The following is a 25861-nucleotide window of genomic DNA, read 5'->3' on the forward strand; positions in this document are numbered from 1 at the left end:
TTAGACCACAAATTAAATCGTCTATAGACGGTGCTCCATTCACCAAACTCTTCTGGCAAATCTCGCCAAGGAATACCTGTTCTCATTCGGAAAAGGATCCCTTCAAACGTCATCCGGTGATCGGATTTATTATAAATCCGGGCCAGTATTTTTCATTATTTGTTGTATCTTTTCCCACCGTTTATCTGTTAGCATTGTTCTTGGCATGATGAATCGAGTTATGGCTGTTTTTTGCAGAATTATTATAACTCACATCATGCCGTATAAAAAATAATCACGAAAGTTCAACACTCCCTATTCTTATCATTTGCCACTAACGATATAACCATAAACAATTAATCCCAAAATGATACTTATTGAAACCGTAACGATCATATATTTAGTGCTAGTATCATATTTTTTCATTTCACCAAGTGATAGCGCTTTATTTTTATTTCTTATATGATAATAGTAATACACAGGCAAACCAATTAAGGTGACCACTATTGAAGCTATACCATTTACGGTTTGATAAATTAACATTCCGTAAATAACATATATTGCACCTAACATAGCGATGATAGGAATAATCGGATAACCAATTACTTTATAAGTTCTAGTCACATTCGGGTATTTTCTTCGAGCAATTATTACACCAATGAAAGTTAATAAATAAAATACCCATATGGAAAACATCGATATTTCAGATAGACGATCAGCATCGAGTAACACTGAATAAAGGAAAGAAAAAATAACTAAAACGATAATCGCATTAATTGGTGAGCGACTTTCTTCATCAATAGTACTTAAATAACGTGCACCAATGATAGTCCCTCGTTCTCCCATGCTAAAAATTGTGCGAGATAGCGTCATAATATAGCCATTAATGCCGCCTAAGATGGAAATCATAATACCAACTGCAACTAAATTACCACCAAAATGCCCAAACATCCGCTGTGAAGCAACCGCTGAAGCATCATGTCCTAGTGATACCATTTCTTTAACAGGAAAAATTTTGAATAATGCAATATTAATACAAGCATAAACTACAACAAGGAAGATTATACCTAAAATTATGGCTTGGGGTAAAACTTTCGACGGATTACGAATTTCACCAGCTACCGATGCGACTTGCGCCCAACCGTCATACGCAAATAAAGTAGCTAAAATAGCAACAGCAAAAGGCGCATAGCTTTCAATCCCTTGCCCACTAGCACTGAACAATACCACTTGTCCACTACCTTTCCATAATCCAAATATAGCTAATAATAGTATTGGAATGAGTTTGCATATAGTGGCAATGGTTTGCAAATAACCTGCTTGTTTAACGCCAACTGCATTGATTGTTGCAATAAACACTAAAACGCCAGCACTCACGGCCATTCGATAAGCATCATTGATATGAAATAATAAGCAAAATACTGAGCTAAAATACCCGACTAGTGCTCCAATAAGTGAAGGCGCAAATAAGACAGTTATCATCCAACCATAAAGGTGAGAAACTTTCGCACCATAGATTTTTTCTAAATATACTAACATTCCACCAGTTCGAGGAAACATGACTCCTAGTTCACAAAGAGTTAAACCACCACAAATAGAAAATACACCACCTATTACCCAAGCTAGCAACGCAAAATTATAATCACCAGCAACTTCTAACACAGCAGGAGGTTTCATAAAAGCTCCTGCACCTAAAACCATTCCAACGACTAGTGATAATGCAGAAACTAAACCAAGATCCTTGCGCAAGTTATTCTCTAAATTATGATCTGCCATGAAGTTCCTCTTGAAACATATAAAATTAATTAGCAAAATTTGATTATGATAGGGATTTATTTATAAAAAACAAGAAAAGATTAACATTATCCACATAAAAACCTAGATAAATCAAATGAATAATTTTTTGATTTATAAAAAAAGCCAGCATATAGCCAGCTTTTTGAATTACAAATAAGGTTAATTTATTTAGACTTCTGCATTTTCATATCAACAACCATACGGCCTCGAATTTTACCTGCTTTCATTTCGTCGATCATATCATTGATATCTTCCAACGGTCTTTTTTCAACTATCGGCACGACCTTTCCTTCTGCACTAAACTGAAATGCTTCTGCTAAATCTTCACGAGTTCCAACCAATGAACCTAAAACTTGAATACCATCTAACACGGTTTTAGGAATACTTAAATCCATATTTTCTGAAGGCAAACCTAAGGCGACCACACGCCCTAAAGGTCGCACTGAATTGATGGCCTGATTGAATGCTGTTTTAGTCACAGAAGTTACAACAGCACCGTGCACTCCCCCTCCTGTGTGTTCTTTAATATAAACGCCCACATCCTCAACTTTTTTAGGATTAACGACCAAATCAGCACCTAGTGTTTTACATAATTCTAATTGGCTATCGCTGTTACTAATAGCAACCACTTTATTATTAAACACTTTTTTACCATATTCAACAGCAAGTGTTCCCAAACCGCCAATCCCAAATACTGCAAGCCATTGTCCTGGGTTAGTAGCAGCCACTTTAATACCTTTATAGGTAGTCACACCAGCACAAGTTACACTTGTTGCTTGTGCTGGATCGAGCCCTTCTGGCACTTTAACCGCATAATCAGCTTTAACAATGCACTGCTCTGCCATGCCTCCATCAACAGTATATCCAGAGTTTAATGCATTACGACAAAACGTTTCTTGCCCAGAAATACAATATTCACAAGTACCACAACCAGCATGGAACCAAGCAATACTAACCCGATCACCAACTTTTAAGCTTTTTACATCTGGGGCAACTTTAATCACAATTCCTACACCTTCATGTCCAATAATACGACCTGGTTTTTTACCAAAATCGCCAGCTGCAACATGAAGATCAGTATGACAAAGGCCACAATATTCAACATCAACTAAGGCCTCCCCTGCTTCTAAAGGACGAATAGGAATATCTTTGATTTCGACTTGACCATCGCACTCTTGCTTAATAACTGCTGCTTTCATTTTTTCTCCTAGGAAATTTTAAAATTAAAATATCATTGGTTTTATTTTAACCTAATCCCACTTAAAAAATTTGAGTTATTTCACAATTTTATTAAATAGCATTGATTACTTAATAAACTATACTAAAACGTAGTCTTTCCTGAAACTTTTTAACAAAATGAGGTGTAGGAATTCCTAACATTGTTTACAGTAATTTGAGAAACGACTGTAATAGATATACATGAACAACAAAACTAACGCCTTATTACAGACAAGCAATATATCGCTGATATCATAAAGAAAAAATAATCATCTGTTATGGTATTAAACGTTTGGTCAAAATTGTAAAATCCATTGAAGATAAATTAAGACTGCAAGCTAAAGGCAATAACAAAACCTATATTTTAGATTATATTTTTTGCAAAAATAATTCAGGATTCTATACCGTTTCAGCATAAAATTATTTTAAATTTAATAAGTTAAAAATTTTCATCGATAAAGCATAACGTTGCTTAAATCATTTATTCAATAAAAAGGTTAAGCCACTATCACATACTGGTTTAACTAACTAAAATTATTAATATTAAACAAAGACATTGATTAAAAAGGTTAAATTTTACGTTAGAATAGTTTATACTCTGTTTGAATTATCGTTTAGGCTGAAAATAGTCAACATAAAAACAATGATATCGCGATAAACCAATAACATAATCAAAAATAGAGGGTATGAATTTTAGGAATAATAAGGAGGAAAAATGTCAAACGAACTTAATCGTCTTTTAAGTCAACTCGGTGACGGGTTTAGTGATTTAATGGCGGGTTTGAGTGGGGTTAGCCATAATCGCTATACCTTAACGGTTGACGGGCTGGGGGCGCCGATTTCGGTTTTGCATATTGATGGTGATGAGTCGTTAAACCAGCCTTGGCGTTATGTGATTACTTTTACCTGTACTGATAAAACCTTATCGCCTGATTCCTTTCTTAATCAAAAATCGACCTTCTCCTTTAATCCTGTTATCAACAAACCATTAACTTCCGCTATCCGCTCATTAAGTGACTTGCCCACGTTGAGTAATAAACGCACCTTGCATGGGGTGATTACTGAGTTTAGTCAGTTATCGGTCAATAAAGATGAAGCCCATTATCAAGTGGTGTTATCTTCGTGCTTAGCACGGTTGGCTGTGGGGCAACATAATGCCATATTTCAAAATCAAAGCGTGGTCAGTGTGGTTGAAGAAGTACTACGCAGTCATGGTTTGACAGGCATTGATTACCGTCTAGAACTAAAAGATAGCTACCCTGAGCGGGAGTTTATTACGCAGTGGCAAGAAAGTGACCTTGAATTTATTCAACGCTTATTGGCCGATGTCGGTATCTGGTTTCGCTTTGAAACGCACGCTGAGCACAACTGTGATGTAATGGTGTTAAGTGATTATGAGCAAGGCTATGCGCAGGTCGCTGATATCGACTATAAACCGCCCAGTGGCATGGCAGATACGGGCGTTGAAAGTGTGTGGGATATCAGCTTGCATAGCGAAGTGGTGGTCTCCTCAGTCAAGGTACAAGACTATAACTACCGCGATGCCCTAGCCGATTTACAGGGCGAGATTAATACCCAACCCAAAGACCTTACCACCTATGGCACTGACTACCGTTATGCCGAGCACTATAAAGGCTTAGATAGCAACGGCCAAGAAAACCCGCAAAATAGTGGCGATAATAACGATGATGATAACAATATTAATAATGATAATCGTGATAACGGCAATAATCCTAATGAGAATAACAGGCATGACGATAATCAGATTGAAAGCGGTCAATGGTATGCGCGTATTCGCCATGAACAGGCTATTAGCCAGAAAATTATCCTCAAAGGCAAGAGTAACCACTATAACCTTGCTCCCGGTCAATGGATTAACATCAATGGCAGTCCGCTGGCAGATATCAATGACGGGGTGATTATTTTAAGTGTACAGGGGCAAGGTAATCGCACTGATGCCTATGAACTCACCTTTACCGCCATTCCCTATCAAGCTTTAAAACCCTATCGCCCTGCGCCCATACGCTGGCCACAAGTCAGTGGCACATTACCTGCCCGTGTCACCAGTCCCAACCATGACACCTATGGCTATATCGACCCGCAAGGACGCTATCGGGTTAAATTTAATGTTGACCTGAAACAATGGAAAAGTGGCACGGAAAGCTTGTGGGTACGCTTAGCCAAACCTTATTCAGGCAACACCTATGGTTTTCACTTCCCGTTAATTGATGGCACTGAAGTGGCCATCGCCTTTATGCAGGGCAACCCCGATAGGCCGTATATCGCTCATGCAATGCATGACAGCGCTCACCCTGACCCTATCACCACCATCAACAAACACCGCAATGTCATTCGCACGCCAGCTAATAACAAACTGCGCATGGATGATAAACGAGGGCAAGAGCATATCAAACTGGCTACCGAATACGGAAAAACTCAACTTAATATCGGTCACTTAGTTAACGAAAAAAAACAACTCCGCGGTGAAGGTTTTGAACTGCGCACCGATGAATGGGGTGCGATTGCCGCCAATAGAGGCTTATATTTAACCACGCAAACCCAGCCCAAAGCGCAAGGCAAACAGCTCGATATGCAAGCGGCCATTGCCCAAATTGAGAATGCCCTCTCCATTGCTAAAGCGCTACAAAATGCCGCCACCCAGTCCGAAGCGCACAGCGCCGATACCGACAGCCAAGAGCAACTTAAAGCCAACTTAACTCAGCTAACCCAAAGTGGCTTACTAGCCTATGCGCAAGAAGGCATCGCCCTAACTAGTCCTGAAAATATTCAACTGACAACAGCTAACAGCCTCACCTTAACCAGTGAAAACCAAACCGATATTAACGCTTTAAACAACATCACCCTATCATCGGCTGAAGCGATGGGTTTATTTGCCCAAAAATCAGGGATGAAACTATTTGCCAACCAAGGTGATATCGAGGTGCAAGCCCAAAACGCCAACCTTAATATGGCTGCCAAGCAAGATGTTAAAGTTGATAGTGTGGATGGTAAAGTCACCATTACCGCCAAAGACAATCTCACCCTTATCTGCGGTGGCTCTTATATCAAAATCAGCAGTGAAGGCATCGAACTTGGCACACAGGATAATATCTATCTTAAATGTAATGTATTGCAAAAGATGGGACCGGCAACCCAATCTAAAACAATTAGATTAAATTCAAGTGAACTGAATGTAAAACGCTGCGCAGAAACGGATTAAAAATGATTACTGAATTAAATAATCAAAATAACTTTAACAAATATCGCTATTTACTAGTCGATAATTTAGTGGCACTTAATTCAATAAACCCATTGTCACACGATTCATTATTGAATCTGTTTGGTGAAGATAAACAATTTGGTGAAAAGAAACTAACTCAGGTATTACGCACCGATTTAGATTATGATCCAAACATATGCCCAACACTGGTTAAACTTGCAGAACCAAATGAATTTTTAGACAGTCCCATCCTTGATGAAATTGGTAAACAGGCTGAAATCGAATGTTTTTGGTCAAAGCGTTATATTTGCGCTTATATTGTTAGCCCCCTTAAACCGTCGATATTGGCAAAACAGCTGATAACTATAGGTAATAACATCGCTAAAATATTGCAACAGCCTTATTATCCTTTCTTTGAACCGTTTCGCATGCAATTTTTGCACGAAGTTGCTACCAACCAAGACACCGCATGGCTAAAATCGCAATTTGCTCAAATTGAAAACTATTATTACCCATCCATTCATGCTGGGCAGTTTATTCGTTTCACGGCCGATAGTGAACTTGAAACGCAAGACCGTTGGAGCACTCATTATTGTCAGCGCTTAAAAAGCTTAAGAATGATTCGGACTCTTGTTAAGGCATGGGCAAATAATCGAATGCAATTTGATGAGCAAAAAAATTTACCACTCCATAACCAAGTCATTTTGCAATCAACGCAACTGGTTGAGCAAGCTTATCAATTAGGTTTAACTGAAGCTACCGATATCTTATTTTGGGGATTAAATGGCTTAAGGTACCAAACTGCTTTTACTCAGCATCCTAAAGTACTTGAGCAAATTGCCAAAGCGCAAAAAGCACCGAGCACATTGTCAAAACACGTTATTGACGCCAATATTAACCTTGAAAGCCAATTACTTTCTATTAACGAATAAGACAAGCATTAAAGAGTGTAAGATGAAAAAAACAGCAAACACCGCCATAGAAAATAAAGATGAAGCAGCAGGTCATTGCCTTGCCTGTGAACGAACAGGATTACCGGTCTTTTTATTGCGTCAAGCCGTGATAAAAACAAAATTCAATAAAATTAAACAGGTTAACCAGACTTATCAAGAACTGGCGAATTATACTAAAACATTAGATTTTAAACAACGCATGCCAGATGAAGCATTAAAATATTATGACTATGTACTTCGCACTTTGCGTAACGGTTATGTCTATGTGATGCAACAACAAGGTGATGATATTGAGAGCCGAATACTTCATGTGTATGAATGCATTGACGGCGCACTAAGATTAAAAAACTTCCTTGAACTAACTAATACCGAGCCAAGACCCATATCAAAAGCGTGTAAAGATGCTTGCCACACCATTCCAGCCTCGTTTATTAATCTTAATAATAAGGAATTTACGCAAGCTTGGGTGGCTTATTCTTCACAACCTTGGCCTAAAAAGACCCTAGACGATTACCTAAAAGAACAAGATAGCCAAGTGTTATCGCGTTTTACCAAAATTGATATACAAAAACTCAAAGACTCACCGTCTGAGGCAACGGGCAAACGAGCGGTACCGTTTAAAGATATTTTTGGTTATAGTCATGAACATGATGATAATGATAAAAGCAAAGTGCTTGAGTTTCGTTTTGGAGAGCGAGGTCTGGAGAATTTCAAATCAGCACATCCCTTTACCAGCTTAAAAAACCAAAGGCAAAAATTTGCAAATCACGCAAACCTTCTATATCAGGGCAATAGGCCAATATCTTGTGGTGTAGTACTAGAAGACACCTTCGGTATCGCCGAAGAACTTAACACCCAACGGATATCGCACCTGCATATGTTTAACGAAAAACCATTAACTACAGAAGAAGTGAATTTAGCAGAAGAATTAATCGATGGTTTTGACGATTTAGATAAAGCAACCAAAATCTATGAACAACGAGCAAAAAACATGATCCAGACGATCAACCCGGTATTGAAAAATCAATTTAATTATTATCAACCTGACATGTTTAAAAAGCGGGTAATTTTACAGTTAATGGATCAGTACCGAACTTCAATTGTAACTTCGTTTGATCGTGAAATCGCTCGCGTAAAAGAAGAAATAAAAAAAGTAAAAAATTCAGGCAATGACACCATCGGCTATAATGGTATTCCAACATCTGCGAGAATGCACCAAAAAATCGGCAAATTGAGCGAAGATAAAACCAAAGTACTGAATGATTTTGATAGCTGTGTAGATCAAGGTAAAGTTGATACCTTCAAAGGGAAATTAGAAACAGCCTATAAAGAAGTAGTTGATTATCATAAAGAGTGGTCGCAGGACTACTTTACCTATTTACGTTGGTTATTTGGTAAACAAGGCATTGTCTCGCAATTTAGCAAAACCAAACCCAAAAGCGTTAACACCAATCATTTTTGGCAACGTGAATTTGATTTTAGCACCGAAACGACGCGATTGGCGCACGCATCAGAAATTGGATCTATTTTAGTCGATACCACTCATTCCGAAATTAAACTCGATCAAGACAGTGCCCTATGGGATGAGCTGCTCAGTAATCCTGAAAGTATCTATTACATCACCGAATATAACAACTCTAAAGGAATAGATCGTGACGAAAAGGTCTATGTAGACTTAAAAACTAACGAATTGATAACACCAAAGGATTGGTTATCAAAAGCAACGGAGTTTATTGGTACAGTTTCTACAACAATTGCAGAAAAAAAGGGGGATAAAGATCTAAACGATAAAAAAAGTGTATTAGAAAAAAACAAAGCCGAGCTAGAAGCTAAAATTGAACAAAATAAACAAAAAATTGACGAGCTTGAACAACAAAAAAAACAAATTCCAGTGAGTGATCCTGTCGCACAAGAAAAACTCAGGCGCGAAAAAAAGGCTTATGAAACTAAGAATAGGGAATTAAATAAAAGCCTTGAAGCAGTAAATAAAGAATTATCAAACCTTGCTAATTCAACACAACAAACTCACGCATCAACCAAATATAGTGAAAGTTTACTTAACCGCACGGCACTCAAAAAACAGGCAACACTGGCTAAAGACACCTTACTTAAACCGATAAAATCGCACTGGATGCGGCTTAATGCATTTGATGAACTTGCCAGACTAGGGGCACTACCGGTTGAAATAAACGTGCAGATTAGACCAGAAAATATCGTAAAAATTCAAAATCTATTAACCCAAATGCATCGCGGTTTTTATCATCGTGGTGTCTATCACCCGCACGAGCTTGCCTTTTTAGAAAGTTTTGATATTGATGAAAAGCCAATTAAAACAGACTCGGGCAAAATGCAAAAAGCGAAATTTACTCTGTGCTTTCCTGATAAAGCCAGTAAAGCCTTGTTTGTTGACTTTATCAACGGCACTAATGGCACATTAAGCCCATACAGCTTAAAACAATTTATGGAGCAAAAGTATAAAGATTATTTCAAATTAATCCATAAACAAAAAACACTGCTTGAAAACATAGAAAAAGTCAATCAAGGCAAAGCGTCAATCACTGATAAATTACGCAAAATCAGTGATAAAGCCCTAGAGCGAGCTAAAGCTAAAATAAACGAAAAAATATCAAAAGCAGGAGGCATAATAGACATAGCGCAACATGAATTAGAACGTATCTATAATGAGATAGACTTACAAACCGCTAATCAAAACGTCAAAACGGGAAAAATAACTTTTGGTATCAATCTTGCGGTGAGCGGTATATTAGGCACCCTTACCCTAATAAACATTAGCGATATGCTTAAAGAATGGGATGAAGTGAAAGAAGGTAACGGTGAAACCGAACTAAAAGGGCAAATGCTTAAAGATCTGGTGTCACTGGTACTAACCGGTATCGATCTAAGTAGCCAATATAAAAATATCAAACTCAATATGCAAATGGCTGAAGCGATTAAAGCAGGTAAAGATGTAACAAAAATAGAAGCTAAGCTTAGGTTCAATTCCATAATTTCTAAAACCGTTGCCGGAGCAACAGCGGCAATCACGGTATTAGAAGCGATTGGCGAGTTAAAAAGCTCGTTTGATATGATGAATATGGAGGATAACTTATATTTTCAAATGAGGGTCGGTGGTTCTATTGCATTAGGTTTTGGTGCTGTTATAGTAGCATTAGCAGGTTCATGGATAACTGTGATTGTGGGGGCTATTTTAATGATTGGTGGTTCAATTGCGATTATGTTTAGTAAAAAGTACGATAACTATACTGCTATTCAGCACTGGTTAAACCGTTGTTGCTTTGGTAAGCAAGAAGAATTGGATTATTTAGGCTATCAAGCCTATCACGAAGATGAATACAGCACTCACGCGGGTTTTGGCTTAGCGCTCAACGACTATGCGATTATAGTCTATAATATTCAAACCTTTATTCGTTTAAAACCGCTATATCATGCACCATCATCAACACCAATGCCCGATGCCCCAAATCAATTTCAACGGCATATCTATTTTTATTTGGATATTCCCGATTTTGCCAAATACAATCAAAATGAAACTGCAATCGCCATGATTCGCTTATTTATTAATGATTACCCAAATCTAAAAAGCGAGCCAGACCCACTACCCGAAAAATATATCGATCTAAAATACCGTATCACCTCGCAACAAATAGCGTTATTAGCCATCAGCAAAAACTATGGTGACCTAAATCTTATTTGGACGGATAAAAAAGCCTATTTCGAAAAGTACGATCGTAATATCGATATACTGACTAGGCTCCCAATACCCGATTATAGCAAAATTGACGAGCCAGACGAATTTACTTTAACCACATCGGCTAATCATCTTACTGATAAAACAATAACCAATAGCGACAAGCCTGTTCAAAATGGGCTCATTATCAATAAATGGATCGCTGGCACGATAGGTGTGTTTAATATTGTAAAATATCAAATTATTATTCAATACAATAACCGTGAAGACGTGCCATTAATCGTGACTAAAAACAATAAAATTTAAAATAAGGAACAGAACAATGCCATCACAATATCAACCCCAAATTTTTGGTTGGATAAGCGATTTAGAAAAAGGCGGTAACTATTTAACGGGGGCGGATCAGCGTCTTCTATATGCCAATGATAACTACTGTGCTTTTATTCGTAAAACTTTATCAGATCAAATATTTTACTTATCCATGCTTTTTGTTCTTTTTGTCCTTTCAATACCATTAATCTACTTATCTATAAATTTAATTTTAGAATTAGCATTAAGAAAAGAAACTTTCTTGATGATTAATTTCATCGTGATATTAATTGCTTCTTTAGTTGCTTTATATATATTTATTATCCCTGAATTCTATCAAAACCTTTTTACACGCCGAGGTAGCCCCATTATTTTTAACCGTAAAACGGGTAAAGTGTATATCAATGAAAGCTATTTTTTTAATTTTAAAGTGTTACGTAATCCGCTAACCTTTTTGCATCCTAATAAAAAACGCATAAAAGAATATGACTGGGCACATTTACAAGGGGTAGTGGTACATAACTTTTCACGCTCTTCACTCAACACCACCATATTAATGGTGTGCAAACCTCATACCCATAAAACAATTGACCATATATTATTAGACCCATTACGTGGCGGCATAGGTAGTTATTTGGTTTGGGGTTGGGTCAATAACTTTATGTGCGCTAACAAATTAGCAGGTCTAAACGACGGCAAATACAAATGGGAACAAGAAACCCAATTTAAAGAAAAAATCATTAAAGGACAAGGCTGGCCCGAATGGATGGTTGAAGCGTTTAATGCCACATCTCAAGAAGAGTTAGCTGAAATCAAACAACGGCACAATATAACGGAATAGCCCAAAAGCTGTTGTAGTTTGGCAAAAATGGGCAAAGAATTATGGCAAGCCCATTTTACCGATATTGAAGAAATCGAAGTGAAAAAAACCGATCCTAACCAGTCAGATAGCCACCTAACGGTCACAACATGGGTAGCGGGCACCTTTGCTTATGATCTAGTAAGTAGCTATCAAATCATATTCTGCAACGATTTCACTACGTGATTTACCATGTTGATAAAGACTGACCATTTGATGTTTAAAATCATCATTGAATGTTCGTTTTTTGCATTTAATCTTATTTATATTAGATCCTTTCTTAGTTGCGATAAGTTTACCTTATCCCTTAAAAAATTTTGGTTGTTTCAAAATTTTATTTAATAGTGTTGATTATTTAATAAGCCATACTAAAACGTAGTCTTTCCTGAAAGTTTTTAACAAAATAAGTTGGATATATCGTTTAAATGAATAAATCTGGCTGGTTTGAATATAAGGTATGTCAGGTAAATGGAAAGTAAGAATAAATTCTTATACTTTCCATTTCAACATATTATTAAATAATAATTAAAATTCTATGGTCATCATTTATTATGCAATATCTTTAGCTATATACTTTTGACTGTTATCCTTAATAAATAAATATAATCCAATCAATGCACCAAATCCAAATAATCCAATAACATAAATAGCTGGTGCCATTTTGCTAACAAAATCACTCAAAAAGGAGATCAACAGAGGTGTTAATCCGCCCGCAATAGCGTAAGCCATGTTAAATGAAAATGATACACCACTATAACGAATTTGGGTAGGAAACACTCTCACCATAAAATAAGCAAAAGAGCCTACAACACCAACACTAAAACCTGCTAAAGAATAAGTAATAAATAAAAGATGTGGGTTATCTAATGATAGATAAAAAATAGCAATAACAATAGTTGCAATAACACAACCTATTAACATCACTTTCCCCATAGCAAATTTATCCATCATCATTCCATAAAATGTACAACTTATAATTAGTCCAATGATAGCTAATATATTTCCTTGCAACGCATCTATCGCTGAATAACCAAATTGCTTTTGTAATAAAATTGGTGTCATTAGCATAATAACCATAATACCAGCAGACAACACCCAAGTGAGTAGCATAGATAAAATAGTTTGAGGCAAATACCCCGTCAATACAGTGAGTACTGGTATTTTTTTAGCTAATTCTTGTTGTTTACGATTTTGCATTTCCAGAAAAATTGGTGTTTCTTTTAACCAACGACGTAAATACATCGCAATCAATCCGAAAACACCGCCAACTATAAATGGTATGCGCCATCCCCAATCAATAAGTTGTTCCGAAGATAAGCACTTATTCATGGCCGTTGAAACTAACGAACCAAGCAAAATACCTAGGCTCAATCCGCTTGTCAATATTCCACATGCCAATCCAATTTTATTTTTCGGTACATGCTCAGATACAAAAGTCCAAGCGCCAGGAACTTCTCCTCCTACAGCTAGGCCTTGACATAATCGCATAAACAGTAACAATAAAGGTGCAAAAATACCAATATTAATATACGTAGGTAAACAACCTATAAATAGTGTTGGTAATGCCATAAGCAGTATACTTAGCGTGAACATCCTTTTGCGACCAAATCGATCGCCAAAGTGGGCCATAACGATTCCACCCAATGGGCGTATTAAATATCCAGCAGCAAAAATACCAAAGGTCTGTACTTGGCTCAGCCAATCAGGCATATCATTCGGAAAAAAAAGGTGACTAATGGTTATAGAAAAAAAGACAAAAATAATAAAATCATAAAATTCTAATGCTCCACCTAATGCAGAAAGCGACAACGTTTTATAATCCTGAGCATTTAAAGTTCTTGTTGGTGTATGGAGTACTTTGTGCATGTTCATCCTTGTAAATTATTGTTTACAAACATTTTAATATTTTTAGCTACTATACTCTAACACTTGCTCTTTTAAAAGAAGATAACGAATCAAGTAATAATTTAGCTCAATCATAATGCCACTACATAACAATTGAATTTATTAAAATTATGCATATCGTTAAAACTAGCACAAATGATTAATAAACAACCAAACAAAAAAACTACAATAACACATCTTACTAAACGGAGAGCTATAAAATGGCGAAAAAATGTATTTCTCGTGGTAAATTTACACGTATGCAGCAGTTATCAAACCAAGATGGTATTATTGCAGCATTAGCGATCGATCAACGCGGTTCAATGGTTAAAATGATGGAATCTGCTGTGGGGAAAGATCGTTATCATATCGATATGGTGTATGAATTTAAAGAACTTGTCTCTCAAGAATTAACTAAATATGTTAGTGCAATATTGTTAGATGAAGAATATGGTTTTAAAGGCATGGCAGCTAAAAATAGCAATGCTGGATTAATCATGTCATACGAAAAAACAGGATATGATGCTAGTACTCCAGGACGATTACCCGATATTTTGCCTGAGGATTCATTACAACGCCTAATAAAAAAAGGTGCCGATGCCGCAAAAGTATTGGTTTATTATAATCCAGATGATCCTCAAGATATTTTAGATAAAAAACACGCATTTTTAGAACGTTTAGGCAATGAAGCTAGAGCTGCTGATATTCCTGTATTTGTTGAACCGATTGTATATGACAATGTGATAACCGATGATAAAAGTCCTGAATTTGCAAAAATGAAACCTCAAAAAGTCATCAACACGATAAAAGAGTTTACTAAAGAACAGTATTATATTGATATTTTAAAAGTCGAAGTTCCCGTATTGTTTAAAAATGTAGAAGGCTTTAACGACAACAATGTAGTTGTTTACACACAAAAACAAGCTGCTGACTATTTTAAACAAGCAAGTGAAGTCGCAACCCGCCCTTTTATCTATTTAAGTGCTGGCGTACCAACAAAAACCTTCCACCAAGAACTTATTTTTGCCGGTGAAAATGGCGCTAAATATAGCGGCATCCTTGGAGGTAGAGCAACATGGTTTGAAGGTGTTGCGGCCTATGCTAATGGAGGCAAAGAAGGTTTAAAACTTTGGCTAGATCAAACTGGTCGTGAAAATGTTGAACATCTCAATAAGATATTAAAACAATATGCAACACCTTGGTACGATATCTATGGTGGTAAAGATAATATTGAAGTGATTGATGTTAAATTAGGTAATTAATTGCTAAAACAAAAAAGAACAGGTTTATTCCTATTTTTCCTGTTCTTTTTTACCCTACGTTTTAGAATTATGATTTAATATCAAACAAAAATAGCAAGATCTGTATTTTTAATTGTTAAATAGCTTTATCAAAAAATAGATCAACTTTACTAAGTTTAGCCATTGATTGTAGGTAATCCTTAATTTTAGATGAAAAAGTTAAGCTTTTAACACACGTCAAATTCCGTAAAACTGGAAACAAACAGATATCATCTAAAGATAATTGTCCATTACATGCATCTGGTGACACAATCAATAACTCAAGTTTATTTAATATAGCAGATACGGCAGACACTAATGAATCCGTTTGCATCAAACATTCATCAAACGATCCCATTTTTTTTGATTTACTATTAACAAAAGAATCGATAGCACTTTGTGTCGCAAACTCAGCTAAACCTAGTTTTATATAACGTGGACACACTAACTTATAATCATATTGTTGCAACTGTTTTATTAAATCTGTGATATCTGACGATCTAGGACCTGTTAAAATGGGTTTATCGCCATAATTGTTATCAACATAATCAACAATGTCTAAACTTTCAGGCATATAGCTACCATCATCTTTTTGTAAAATAGGCACCATTTTTTCACCAATCATACGCTCTGGTGATTGAAAATCATCACTCAATAATACCTGTTTTTCAACCGGTATATTTTTTAGACCAAAAATCATTCTAGCCCTAACACAAAAAGGACAATGCTCATAAATATACAGTTTCATTTTCGCTTCCTTAAGCGTTCAATCGCCCATAATAAAAAAACTAACCCCAAAAATAATAAAAAAACAATACTTGAAGCATACAAAGCTTTGGGATAACCGATTCGTACAACATTAATAAAAGGGTATGGATATTGATTAGTATAATAACCTCGGACAAAAATATAAATGCCATAAGCTAGCATTGATAATATTGATCCTATAATGACATGAACGTTGATGCGTCTAAATGGCCCCCAAATCAGCCAACTTAATAAACCCAAAGCAGGTATAACAGCATGTAAACTTTCGTTAGTGATTTTCATTAATGCATTAGGCGGGGTATGGATACCTCTTAACACTAAATTATACACAATAGCCGTTATAATCACACCAGCCAAACCATTTAAGCGAATAACTTTAAAACTATATCGATTACAATTAGGGTTAACAGATAACCACAAACAACTTAATGCCAGCATCAAATTTGATAACACCGTAAAAAAGCTATAATAATAAATTAATCGGCCTATAGAAGAACTTGGTTGCCAAGGGCGAAACTTTGTATGCCAATAAATATAAGTTTCCATAGCAATAATTGCGATAGCAAACAGTGCTATAAAGAGATTAATACTTCGCTTAACCATAATATAGTACAAAAAATATATAGAATCCCAGTATATAACAATTAATGAAAAATAAAAAAATATAATGTACTCAATCAGTTTATTGAAGAATAACTGTAAAAAAGTTTCAGGAAAGATAGTGTTTAAGTATAAAAATTATTTTTAATAAAGAGTTATATAAATATAAGATCCCACGATATAAACTTTTACAGCTGTTATAAAAAGTAACTTATTGACTAAAACTGCAACTTATTGACAGCTAGTATATAATATAAAGAATAAACGTAATGTAGAGATAATTTTGATGTCTAGCCAAGATACACCTGCCCAAAATAAAATGTTAATAGACCGTTTTCTAGATTCATTGTGGCTAGAAAGGAACTTAGCTGAAAATACCATTGCTTCTTATAAACTTGATTTGTTAGCATTAAGTCAATCTTTACAACAACAAAATGTCACATTCCTAACAACTCAAACACTTAATTTACAAAACTTTTTAATGCAACGAGTAGAAGATGGGTATAAAGCAAGTAGTTCAGCACGTTTGCTTAGTGCAACTAAACGTTTTTTTCAGTATTTATATCAAGAAAATTATCGCACTGATGACCCTTCTGCAGTATTATCATCCCCCAAACTTCCTAAAAAATTACCTAAAGACTTAACTGAATCGCAAGTCGATGCGCTACTAGAGTCGCCAAGCATAGAAGATCCCATTGAACTTAGGGATAAAGCGATGTTGGAAGTACTTTATGCCACCGGTTTACGCGTATCTGAATTAGTAAATTTAGAAATTAGCGATGTTAGCTTACGTCAAGGTGTAGTAAGAGTAATTGGTAAAGGTAATAAAGAGCGCTTAGTCCCACTTGGAGAAGAAGCAATTTATTGGCTTGAATATTATTTTAAATATGCAAGAAATGATCTTTTAAAAAATGGACCTATTGATGTGCTTTTTCCAAGTCGATTAGGAAAAAAAATGACACGACAGACTTTCTGGCATCGAATTAAATATTATGCCATACTAATCGGTATAAATATTGATGCACTTTCTCCTCATGTGCTTCGACATGCTTTTGCGACACATCTTCTTAATCACGGAGCAGATTTGCGCGTCGTTCAAATGTTGCTTGGGCATAGCAGTTTATCAACTACACAAATTTATACACATGTTGCAACAGAAAGGTTAAAACAGTTACATAGTAAACATCATCCTCGAGCATAGGATTGACAAAAATAAGGATAATTGAATGAAAAAATTAGTTATATGTTTAGGCTTAGCGTTAATTTCAAGTTCAGTATTAGCAAGTAATAATGAAATTGCAAAATCTTTAGATAAATTCGGTTACGATAGCAAAGAATCAAAAATTTTTGATAGTCCAATTAAAGATTTTAAAAGCGTTAGCACGCCAGAAGGTATTGTATACGTTAGTAAAGATGGTAAATACTTAATTCAAGGCTCTATTTTTGATTTACAAGGTGATGAACCAGAAAACATTGCTAACAGCATCAATCTTAGCCTAATAAAATCAATTGAAAAAGATGCCATTATTTATAAAGCTAAAAATGAAAAATACATCATTTCAGTATTTACTGATTATACTTGCCATTACTGTAAACTACTACATGAAAATATTGATAAGTATTTAGAAGCGGGTATTTCAGTTCACTATTTTGCATTTCCTCGTGCAGGTGCTAACAGTGATGTTGGCAAAAACATGCAATCTATTTGGAGCATGGCTGATCGCAAAGCTGCATTTGACAATGCATACAAAGGTAATACAATTTCGCCAGCAAGCAGCATGATACCTTATGTAACACAACAATTTAACGTCGGTAAAAAGTTAGGGATTGGTGGCACACCTGCAATTGTCTTACCTAACGGCCAACTTGTTTCAGGTTACGTGCCTGCAGATAAACTAATTGAATTTCTTGATCACAAAAACTAAATAAAAATTAGTAGTTATTGTTACTAAAATGTAAATTAAAATGAAAACACATGTTAGCGCAACATGCGCTAGCATATAAATTATGAAAAAAAGTAAATTAAAACATCGCAAATTACCTGAAGTACTTCCAGAATTTTCTGATGATATTCCGTTATTATTACAACGGATTTATGCATTGCGTGGTGTTACTAGCATGCAAGATCTTGATTACACCACACGCAATCTATGCAATTACGATAAACTAGATGGTATTAAAAAGGCGGTCGAAATTCTTTATTCAGTAATGAAAAATAATCAGCAAATCATGATTGTTGGTGATTTTGATACTGATGGTGCCACTAGTACTGCTTTAACCATCAGAGCCTTAAAAAATATGGGGTACCAATTTGTTGATTATATCATTCCTGATCGCTTTAATGATGGATATGGATTAAGTGTTTCGGTTGTTAAAAAGGCCATTTTACAAAATGCACAACTTATTATTACCGTTGACAACGGAATATCTGCTATTGAAGCTGTCGATTTTGCTAAGCAATCAGGATTGTCAGTCATTATTACTGATCACCATTTATGCCCTGAGCTACTACCTAATGCCGACGCCATAGTCAATCCTAATTTACCTAATTGTACATTTCCATCTAAGCATTTAGCTGGGGTGGGTGTAGCTTTTTACTTTATGCTGGCTTTACGAGCAAAATTACGGCAAGAAAATTGGTTCTCCGACAATAATTTAGCTGAATATAATGTAGCAAATTTATTAGATCTAGTTGCTTTAGGCACTATTGCTGACGTGGTTAGACTTGATCATAACAATCGTATTTTAGTTCATCAGGGTATAAACAGAATACGAGCTGGCTATTGTTGTGAGGGCATCAAAGCCTTATTACAGGTATCTAAAAAAGATCCTATTAATCTTACGTCTACCGATTTAGCTTTTTATATAGCGCCACGATTAAATGCAGCAGGTAGAATGGATAATATGTCATTGGGAGTTGAATTGCTACTTTGTGATAATTATGATTCAGCAATTAACAAAGCTATGGATTTGGATAATCTCAATAGTGATCGAAAGTTAATTGAGCAAATGATGCATAAAGAGGCCTTATCATTTATTCAAGAAATTGAAAAACAAAATATCACAATTCCTAATTTACTCGTGTTTCATCATCCAGAATGGCATCAAGGCATTATTGGGATCTTATCTTCACGTTTAAAAGATAAATATCATCGACCAGTCATATCTTTCGCTTCAACAGAAGATGGTTTTCTAAAGGGCTCAGGACGTTCAATTAAAGGCGTTCATTTACGCGATCTTCTTGATGAATTAAATCAAAAAAATCCTGATCTAATAATCAGTTTTGGAGGTCACGCAATGGCTGTTGGGTTAACTATTCGAGAAGAAGATTTAGAACGTTTTAAAAATAATTTTGAAACACTTTTAGATGCACGCTTAGAACCCGATTTGCTAGAACCAATTATTGAAACTGACGGTGAAATAGATAGCCAAGATCTTACTTACGAAATCGCCAAACAATTAAAAGAATCAGGACCATGGGGAGAAGGATTCTACACTCCCATTTTTGACGGTGAATTCATTATTCATCAACAGCGATTATTTTCAGACAAACACCTAAAACTAGTACTAGAACCCCAAAACGGTGGTCCACTTATTGAAGGGGTCTTTTTTAATGTAAATAGACAACTATGGCCTGATCAATCGATAAAAAATGTGAAAATAGTTTACCATTTAGATGTAGATGAATTTCGTGGTAACCAAGCTCCATTATTAATGGTTAAACATCTATGGTCTCTCGCATAAACAATCAGAATCGATTATAATTACAAGGTTGCTCTGAATTTACATCTGTTTACCAATCAAATAAGCAATGGTTACCCAATACTATCAATATAAAGTTTATACAATGTTAAGGATTCAAAATGCATATTCATATTCTTGGAATTTGTGGCACATTTATGGCAGGGATTGCTTTGATAGCTCGCTCTCTTGGTCATAAAGTAACGGGTTCAGATAAAAATGTTTACCCACCAATGAGCACACTTTTACAAAAAGAACATATTGATATCATTGAAGGGTATGATCCATCACAACTGACATCAAGACCTGATTTAGTCATTATAGGCAATGCGCTATCAAGAGGTAACCCTTGTGTAGAATATCTTTTAGATAATAACATTCCTTATATTTCAGCACCTCAATGGTTACACGACAATGTATTGCGAGATCGTTGGGTCATAGCTATTGCTGGAACTCATGGTAAAACTACAACTGCGGGTATGGTCAATTGGATTTTAGAAAAGCAAGATTACAAGCAAGGATTCGTTATTGGTGGTGTACCGGGTAATTTTGATGTATCCGCAAGATTAGGTGAAGGCAATTATTTTGTTATTGAAGCAGATGAATATGATTGCTCGTTCTTTGATAAACGTTCAAAATTCATGCATTACTGCCCAAAAACACTTATCATGAATAATCTAGAATTTGATCATGCAGATATTTTTGATGATCTCAGTTCTATTCAAAAACAATTTCACCATTTAGTTCGTTTAGTGCCAAGCAATGGATTAATTATCTCACCACAAGAAGATGTAAATTTAAAACAAGTATTAGCTAAAGGTTGTTGGAGCCAAAAAGCATTCACAGAATCAGAAAACGGCTGGCTAGCACAACGTATAAATAATGATGCGAGTCATTTTGCGGTTTACTTTAACAATAAAAAAGTAGGCGAAGTAAAATATTCATTAGTTGGCGAACACAATATGCATAATGCACTAATGGCAATTGCAGCCGCCCATAATGTTGGCATTGATCCTGCTGATGCTTGTTTAGCACTAGGTTCTTTTGTCAATGCAAAAAGACGATTAGAACTTTATGGCGAAGTTAATAATATTGAAATCTATGATGACTTTGCCCACCACCCAACTGCAATTTTAGCCACATTAGAAGCATTACGCAGTAAAATAGGAGCTAATCGTCGCATTCTAGCCGTACTTGAACCACGCTCAAATACGATGAAATTAGGGGTATCTAAAGATGAACTAGCCCCATCACTTGGTCGAGCTGATGAAATTTTTATATTCCAACCTGAACAACTACCTTGGCTAGTAGCCGATGTGGTTGATGCTTGTATTCAACCCGCTTACTGGAGTGGTGATATCGATTTATTGGTTGAAATGATCACAAAATCAGCTAAACCAACTGATGCAATTTTAATTATGAGTAATGGTGGCTTTAATGGTATCCATAAAAAGATTTTAGAAAACTTAAAGAAGAAACAAATAAAAAACCAAGAACAATAACCGCTAGTCTAAAAATAATATAAATAGCAATATGATATATGCCACATCATGTGGCATATCAAAAAAAAGGATATTTCATGAATGAAACTACCGACATGATTGCTATGCTATGTCGTAGAATAAAATTAGCCAGAATTGAGAAAAATTTATCTCAACTAGAACTTGCGCAAAAATCCAAAATTGGCATTGCCACAATAAAACGTATTGAACAAGGCGAATCAATTACATTACAAACATTAATTTCCGTCCTCCGTGGATTAGGCGAACTTGATCAACTTAATAATTTACTTGCCTATAACGAAGTTATCCATATTGCCTCAGCAGAACAACCAAAACGAAAAAGAAAACAACGAAAAGTAAAAACTGAACGGGTAGATGTACTAACAGAAAATGATTTTTTGCGCTCAAAAGTTAACACCATGCACTGGAAACATTAAATACAATCTAATGTTTCGCCGATGTTGCAATCGGCGAATTCGACAGAAAAATAGCAACAACCTAATTACAATGAACCGTAATTGCTAACCCGCCACGCGATGTTTCTCGATATTTTGCATTCATATCCTTTCCTGTTTCATACATAGTTTTAATAACTTTATCTAAAGATACTTTTGCAGCAGTAATTCGTCTTAAAGCCATTCTTGTCGCATTTATCGATTTTACTGCGGCAATGGCATTTCGCTCAATACAAGGAACCTGAACTTGGCCTGCAACTGGATCACAAGTCAAGCCTAAGTTATGCTCCATTGCTATTTCTGCCGCCATGCATACTTGTTGAGGATTACCGCCTAAAAGCTCAGCAAGTCCTGCCGCAGCCATAGAACAAGCAACGCCAACTTCCCCTTGACATCCCACTTCTGCACCAGAAATAGAAGCATTTATTTGATAAAGTTGTCCTATTGCGCCACAAGTTAGAAAGAAACGAATATAAATATCAGGTGTAACTGGATTAATAAATTTATCATAATAAGCGAGCACAGCAGGTATAATACCACATGCACCATTTGTTGGCGCAGTAACCACTCGTCCTCCTGCTGCATTTTCCTCACTAACTGCAAGCGCAAACATATTTACCCAATCAATAATCACCATTGGGTCACTAATAAATTTATCCTTAGTGGTAGACAATTGACGGTATAACGAAAACGCACGACGAGGAACTTTAAGTGGTCCTGGTAATAGCCCTTCTGTATTCATACCTCGTTTGATACATTCCAAAATAGTTTGCCCAACGCGAGAAAAATAGGATTCAATTTCTTCATAAGAGTGTATTTGCAACTCATTTTTCATCATAATACTAGAAATTGATAATGAGTTATCTTCACAATGTTTTAATAATTGCTCAGCTGAAGCAAATGGATAAGGGAATTTTACTGAATCCTGCTCTTGTTGACCAAATTGCTCTTCTTCAACAACCTGACCACCGCCAACAGAATAATAAGTTTTCTGAAAAACTAATTTATCGCCGCTATATGCAGTCAAAGTCATACCATTTTCATGTAATGGTAAAAATTTAGAATGAAACACCATACAACTTTCCAACGGAAAGTCGATTTCATAACGATCATTGTAAATAGATAACCGCTGAGTTTGGCTAAGTTTTTCGATAACACTTGGAATACTATCAATATCAACAGAATCAGGTTTTTCGCCAGCTAATCCCATAATAATAGCAATATCTGTTTGATGACCTTTGCCTGTTAACGACAAAGAGCCATAAACATCAGCCACAATTTTTGTTACTGATGCCATCATATTATTACTGATTAGTTGATCTATGAATGCCTTCCCTGCCCTCATTGGTCCTACTGTATGTGAGCTTGAAGGTCCAATGCCAATTTTAAATATTTCAAATACCGAACTCATATTTTTCCCTTTTGATGCAAAACATAAATTAATACTGCTATCCTAGTGATATCTTTACGAATTAACTTTTGCTAATAAAATAACCAATAATCATCTTGCCACTTACCCCATACTAATACTTAGGTATCACTTTTGAGATTATGAAAATAAGTTTTAATACCTATTAATAGTTAATTCTTGCTATATCGGTAGATTATTTTATTAGTAGCTGTATTTACCTACCAACGAATGCCAGTAGGTTTTATATATAAATAAACAAGTAAGTGGTAATTACCCATTAATTAAATTTTATAATAAATTATAGATAGCGGCTGAAATTGCAACTAATCCCATAACAACAATAAATACATTACTTAGCCTTCCTTTATATTTTGCTAGTACAGGTAATTTATGAATTGCATACATTGGCATTAAAAACAACAACACAGCTAAAATTGGGCCACCAAGTGATTCAATAAGACCTAAAATACTTGGATTTAATGTTGCAACCCCCCAAGCAGTTACAAACATAAAGGCAATAGCTAATTTATCAAGTTTGTTTTCTGAAATTGTTTTATTACGGCTACGCAAAAATTTATTAACAACACCATTAAATCCTTCTTTACCACCTAGATAGTGACCTAAAAACGATTTAGCCATTGCAATAAATGCAATTGGAGGACCAATATACTCAATAACAGGTGAATTAAATCGATTAGCCAAATATGACAACGTTGAGATATTTTGAGCTTTTGCATCTAAAAGTTCAGCAGGCGACAAGCAAAGCGCACAACTAAAAACAAAAAACATCACTGTTACAACCATCATGATATTGCTTGCTGCAATAATTTTAGTACATTTAGGTTCAGCATAAACGTCACCATATTCTTTACGTTTAGCTACCGCTAAAGATGAAATAATTGGTGAATGATTAAATGCAAAAACCATAACAGGAATAACTAACCAAAGTGTCATTAAAATACTTTGTTCTCCGTCACTACTACCAAAAGACAAATTGGTAAAAATTTCACCATTCCACTCAGGAATTAAAAATAACGCTAAAATCATTAAAACGGCAATAAATGGAAAAACTAATATTGACATAACTTTAACAATAAGTTCTTCGCCAAAGTGAACAATTGACATTAAAAATGCAACTAAAACAAATGAAAGTAAAGCTCGTGGTAATGACTCCATTCCTAATTGATGAACCATAAAGCTATCTACTGTATTTGTAATACCAACGCTATATACTAATAATATTGGGTAAATTGCAAAAAAATAAAGTACAGTTATCCAGTTTCCTGCTGTGCGCCCAAAAGCCTCTTCAACAACAACGGTAATATCGCCATCGCGACTTTTACCTGATAATACAAATCGACACAAAGCTTGATGAGCAAAAAATGTCATAGGAAAGGCAAGAACCAACATAACCAGCAACGGAATTAACCCACCGACACCTGCATTAATTGGTAGAAAAAGTACTCCAGCACCAATCGCTGTACCATAAAGGCTAAGCATCCATAACGTATCACTTTTTCGCCATTTAGGTAATGCTGACTCATTATTGGCATTTGTTACGCTATCATTTGTCCTTAGCTTACTCATTTTTGTTACTACTCCTTAATCTAAAATTTGGCGCATATGATATCAATTTAATATTTTTTACAAAGTGATCAACATCACATAAATAACAAAAAATTAAATATAATCAATATACTAAATAACATCGAATTTGATACCTAATAGCTTTAAAATAATTAAAATATCAATTTTGATTCAAAGAAATTGCGCAAAATACTTGCTCTAACTCAAATTTAACTAAGATTAAATAAAAGCAGTTAAATTTAATAAACAACTCAATGGATATTTATATAATCTAACGATTAGCAATTAATAGAAAACCTCAACGTTAAGTAATAAACGTGACGACAATAAAAACATGGGCTATGGTATTAAACGCTTATTTTGGCTAACAAGGCTACAGCAGATATGTTTAAACAAAATTTTCTCGCAAGCACCAAAAGCAATATGCATAGGCACTTATGATAATTTACAGCATAATCAGCAAATAAGTCAGGATTTAAAAGATAGAAAACAAAAATTTAAGAACAATTTATTAGGGCGTGTTGATCTTTCGTGATTATTTTTTAGACGGCATGATGTGAGTTATAATAATTCTGTCAAAAACAACCAT

At 35.3% G+C, this 25861-nt stretch carries 18 protein-coding genes and 1 pseudogene; 11 read left to right on the top strand and 8 right to left on the bottom strand.

Annotation, left to right across the window (positions count from 1 at the left end):
- The 3 genes and pseudogenes from ACGH6S_RS10285 to adhP form a co-directional block, all read right to left on the bottom strand.
- A pseudogene (locus tag ACGH6S_RS10285) lies at positions 1-207 on the bottom strand (transposase); the annotation flags it as partial.
- A gap of 96 nt (positions 208-303) precedes the next feature.
- On the bottom strand, positions 304-1755 hold the full coding sequence (locus ACGH6S_RS10290) for an APC family permease (RefSeq protein WP_174798985.1): 1452 nt from the start codon (positions 1753-1755) through the stop codon (positions 304-306).
- 185 nt (positions 1756-1940) lie between these two features.
- A complete protein-coding gene (adhP, locus tag ACGH6S_RS10295) occupies positions 1941-2975 on the bottom strand; it encodes an alcohol dehydrogenase AdhP (protein WP_174798984.1) in 1035 nt (344 codons plus the stop codon).
- Positions 2976-3709: 734 nt separating this feature from the next.
- On the opposite strand from adhP, the gene ACGH6S_RS10300 reads away from it, so the two are divergent.
- Genes ACGH6S_RS10300 through ACGH6S_RS10320 form a run of 5 tightly spaced genes read left to right on the top strand, consistent with a single transcriptional unit; the run spans position 3710 to position 12230 of the window.
- Complete coding sequence (locus tag ACGH6S_RS10300; RefSeq protein WP_411578802.1) at positions 3710-6214, top strand: type VI secretion system Vgr family protein; 2505 nt, start codon at positions 3710-3712, stop codon at positions 6212-6214.
- A gap of 2 nt (positions 6215-6216) precedes the next feature.
- The gene (locus tag ACGH6S_RS10305) at positions 6217-7146 is read left to right on the top strand and encodes a hypothetical protein (protein ID WP_411578803.1); all 930 of its coding nucleotides are present in this window, start codon (positions 6217-6219) and stop codon (positions 7144-7146) included.
- Positions 7147-7168: 22 nt separating this feature from the next.
- Positions 7169-11182 (top strand): toxin VasX, encoded by a 4014-nt coding sequence (locus ACGH6S_RS10310; protein WP_411578804.1) that lies wholly within the window; start codon positions 7169-7171, stop codon positions 11180-11182.
- A 16-nt stretch (positions 11183-11198) separates the two neighbouring features.
- Positions 11199-12026 (top strand): DUF6708 domain-containing protein, encoded by an 828-nt coding sequence (locus ACGH6S_RS10315; protein ID WP_411578805.1) that lies wholly within the window; start codon positions 11199-11201, stop codon positions 12024-12026.
- An 18-nt stretch (positions 12027-12044) separates the two neighbouring features.
- Positions 12045-12230: a hypothetical protein gene (locus tag ACGH6S_RS10320; protein ID WP_296302064.1), complete on the top strand. Its 186-nt coding sequence runs from the start codon at positions 12045-12047 to the stop codon at positions 12228-12230.
- 363 nt (positions 12231-12593) lie between these two features.
- On the opposite strand, the gene ACGH6S_RS10325 is transcribed toward ACGH6S_RS10320, so the two are convergent.
- Entirely contained in the window at positions 12594-13910 is a 1317-nt protein-coding gene (locus ACGH6S_RS10325; RefSeq protein ID WP_202983946.1) for an MFS transporter, read from the bottom strand.
- A 239-nt stretch (positions 13911-14149) separates the two neighbouring features.
- Here ACGH6S_RS10325 and ACGH6S_RS10330 point away from each other — a divergent pair, with 239 nt between their 5' ends.
- A complete protein-coding gene (locus ACGH6S_RS10330; RefSeq protein WP_411578806.1) occupies positions 14150-15190 on the top strand; it encodes a tagatose 1,6-diphosphate aldolase in 1041 nt (346 codons plus the stop codon).
- Between the two features lie 115 nt (positions 15191-15305).
- On the opposite strand, the gene grxB is transcribed toward ACGH6S_RS10330, so the two are convergent.
- Together grxB and ACGH6S_RS10340 are read right to left on the bottom strand one after the other, a co-directional pair.
- The gene (gene grxB, locus ACGH6S_RS10335; RefSeq protein WP_174798976.1) at positions 15306-15956 is read right to left on the bottom strand and encodes a glutaredoxin 2; all 651 of its coding nucleotides are present in this window, start codon (positions 15954-15956) and stop codon (positions 15306-15308) included.
- The gene (locus ACGH6S_RS10340) at positions 15953-16579 is read right to left on the bottom strand and encodes a Pr6Pr family membrane protein (RefSeq protein WP_174798975.1); all 627 of its coding nucleotides are present in this window, start codon (positions 16577-16579) and stop codon (positions 15953-15955) included. The genes grxB and ACGH6S_RS10340 overlap by 4 nt, the downstream gene beginning before the upstream one ends.
- 283 nt (positions 16580-16862) lie before the next feature.
- Between ACGH6S_RS10340 and xerD the strand changes: the two genes are divergently transcribed.
- The 5 genes from xerD to ACGH6S_RS10365 all read left to right on the top strand — a co-directional run bounded on the left by xerD (position 16863) and on the right by ACGH6S_RS10365 (position 22256).
- Entirely contained in the window at positions 16863-17777 is a 915-nt protein-coding gene (gene xerD, locus ACGH6S_RS10345; RefSeq protein WP_085165938.1) for a site-specific tyrosine recombinase XerD, read from the top strand.
- 25 nt (positions 17778-17802) lie between these two features.
- The gene (gene dsbC / locus ACGH6S_RS10350; RefSeq protein WP_085165939.1) at positions 17803-18501 is read left to right on the top strand and encodes a bifunctional protein-disulfide isomerase/oxidoreductase DsbC; all 699 of its coding nucleotides are present in this window, start codon (positions 17803-17805) and stop codon (positions 18499-18501) included.
- A gap of 82 nt (positions 18502-18583) precedes the next feature.
- Positions 18584-20320, top strand: a complete 1737-nt coding sequence (gene recJ, locus ACGH6S_RS10355) for a single-stranded-DNA-specific exonuclease RecJ (protein ID WP_174798974.1) — start codon at positions 18584-18586, stop codon at positions 20318-20320.
- A 119-nt stretch (positions 20321-20439) separates the two neighbouring features.
- A complete protein-coding gene (gene mpl / locus ACGH6S_RS10360; RefSeq protein ID WP_174798973.1) occupies positions 20440-21819 on the top strand; it encodes a UDP-N-acetylmuramate:L-alanyl-gamma-D-glutamyl-meso-diaminopimelate ligase in 1380 nt (459 codons plus the stop codon).
- Positions 21820-21896: 77 nt separating this feature from the next.
- Positions 21897-22256, top strand: a complete 360-nt coding sequence (locus tag ACGH6S_RS10365; protein WP_065605767.1) for a helix-turn-helix domain-containing protein — start codon at positions 21897-21899, stop codon at positions 22254-22256.
- A gap of 61 nt (positions 22257-22317) precedes the next feature.
- On the opposite strand, the gene ACGH6S_RS10370 is transcribed toward ACGH6S_RS10365, so the two are convergent.
- Together ACGH6S_RS10370 and ACGH6S_RS10375 are read right to left on the bottom strand one after the other, a co-directional pair.
- Positions 22318-23685, bottom strand: coding sequence for an L-serine ammonia-lyase (locus ACGH6S_RS10370; protein WP_065590662.1), 1368 nt, complete (start codon positions 23683-23685; stop codon positions 22318-22320).
- A 288-nt stretch (positions 23686-23973) separates the two neighbouring features.
- Positions 23974-25272 carry a serine/threonine transporter gene (locus ACGH6S_RS10375; protein ID WP_296302070.1) on the bottom strand — a complete coding sequence of 433 codons (1299 nt, stop codon included), beginning with the start codon at positions 25270-25272 and terminating at the stop codon, positions 23974-23976.
- Positions 25273-25861: the final 589 nt, after the last annotated feature.

Source organism: Gilliamella sp. BG3 (genome assembly GCF_046635605.1).
Classification (GTDB): Bacteria; Pseudomonadota; Gammaproteobacteria; order Enterobacterales; family Orbaceae; genus Gilliamella; species Gilliamella bombi.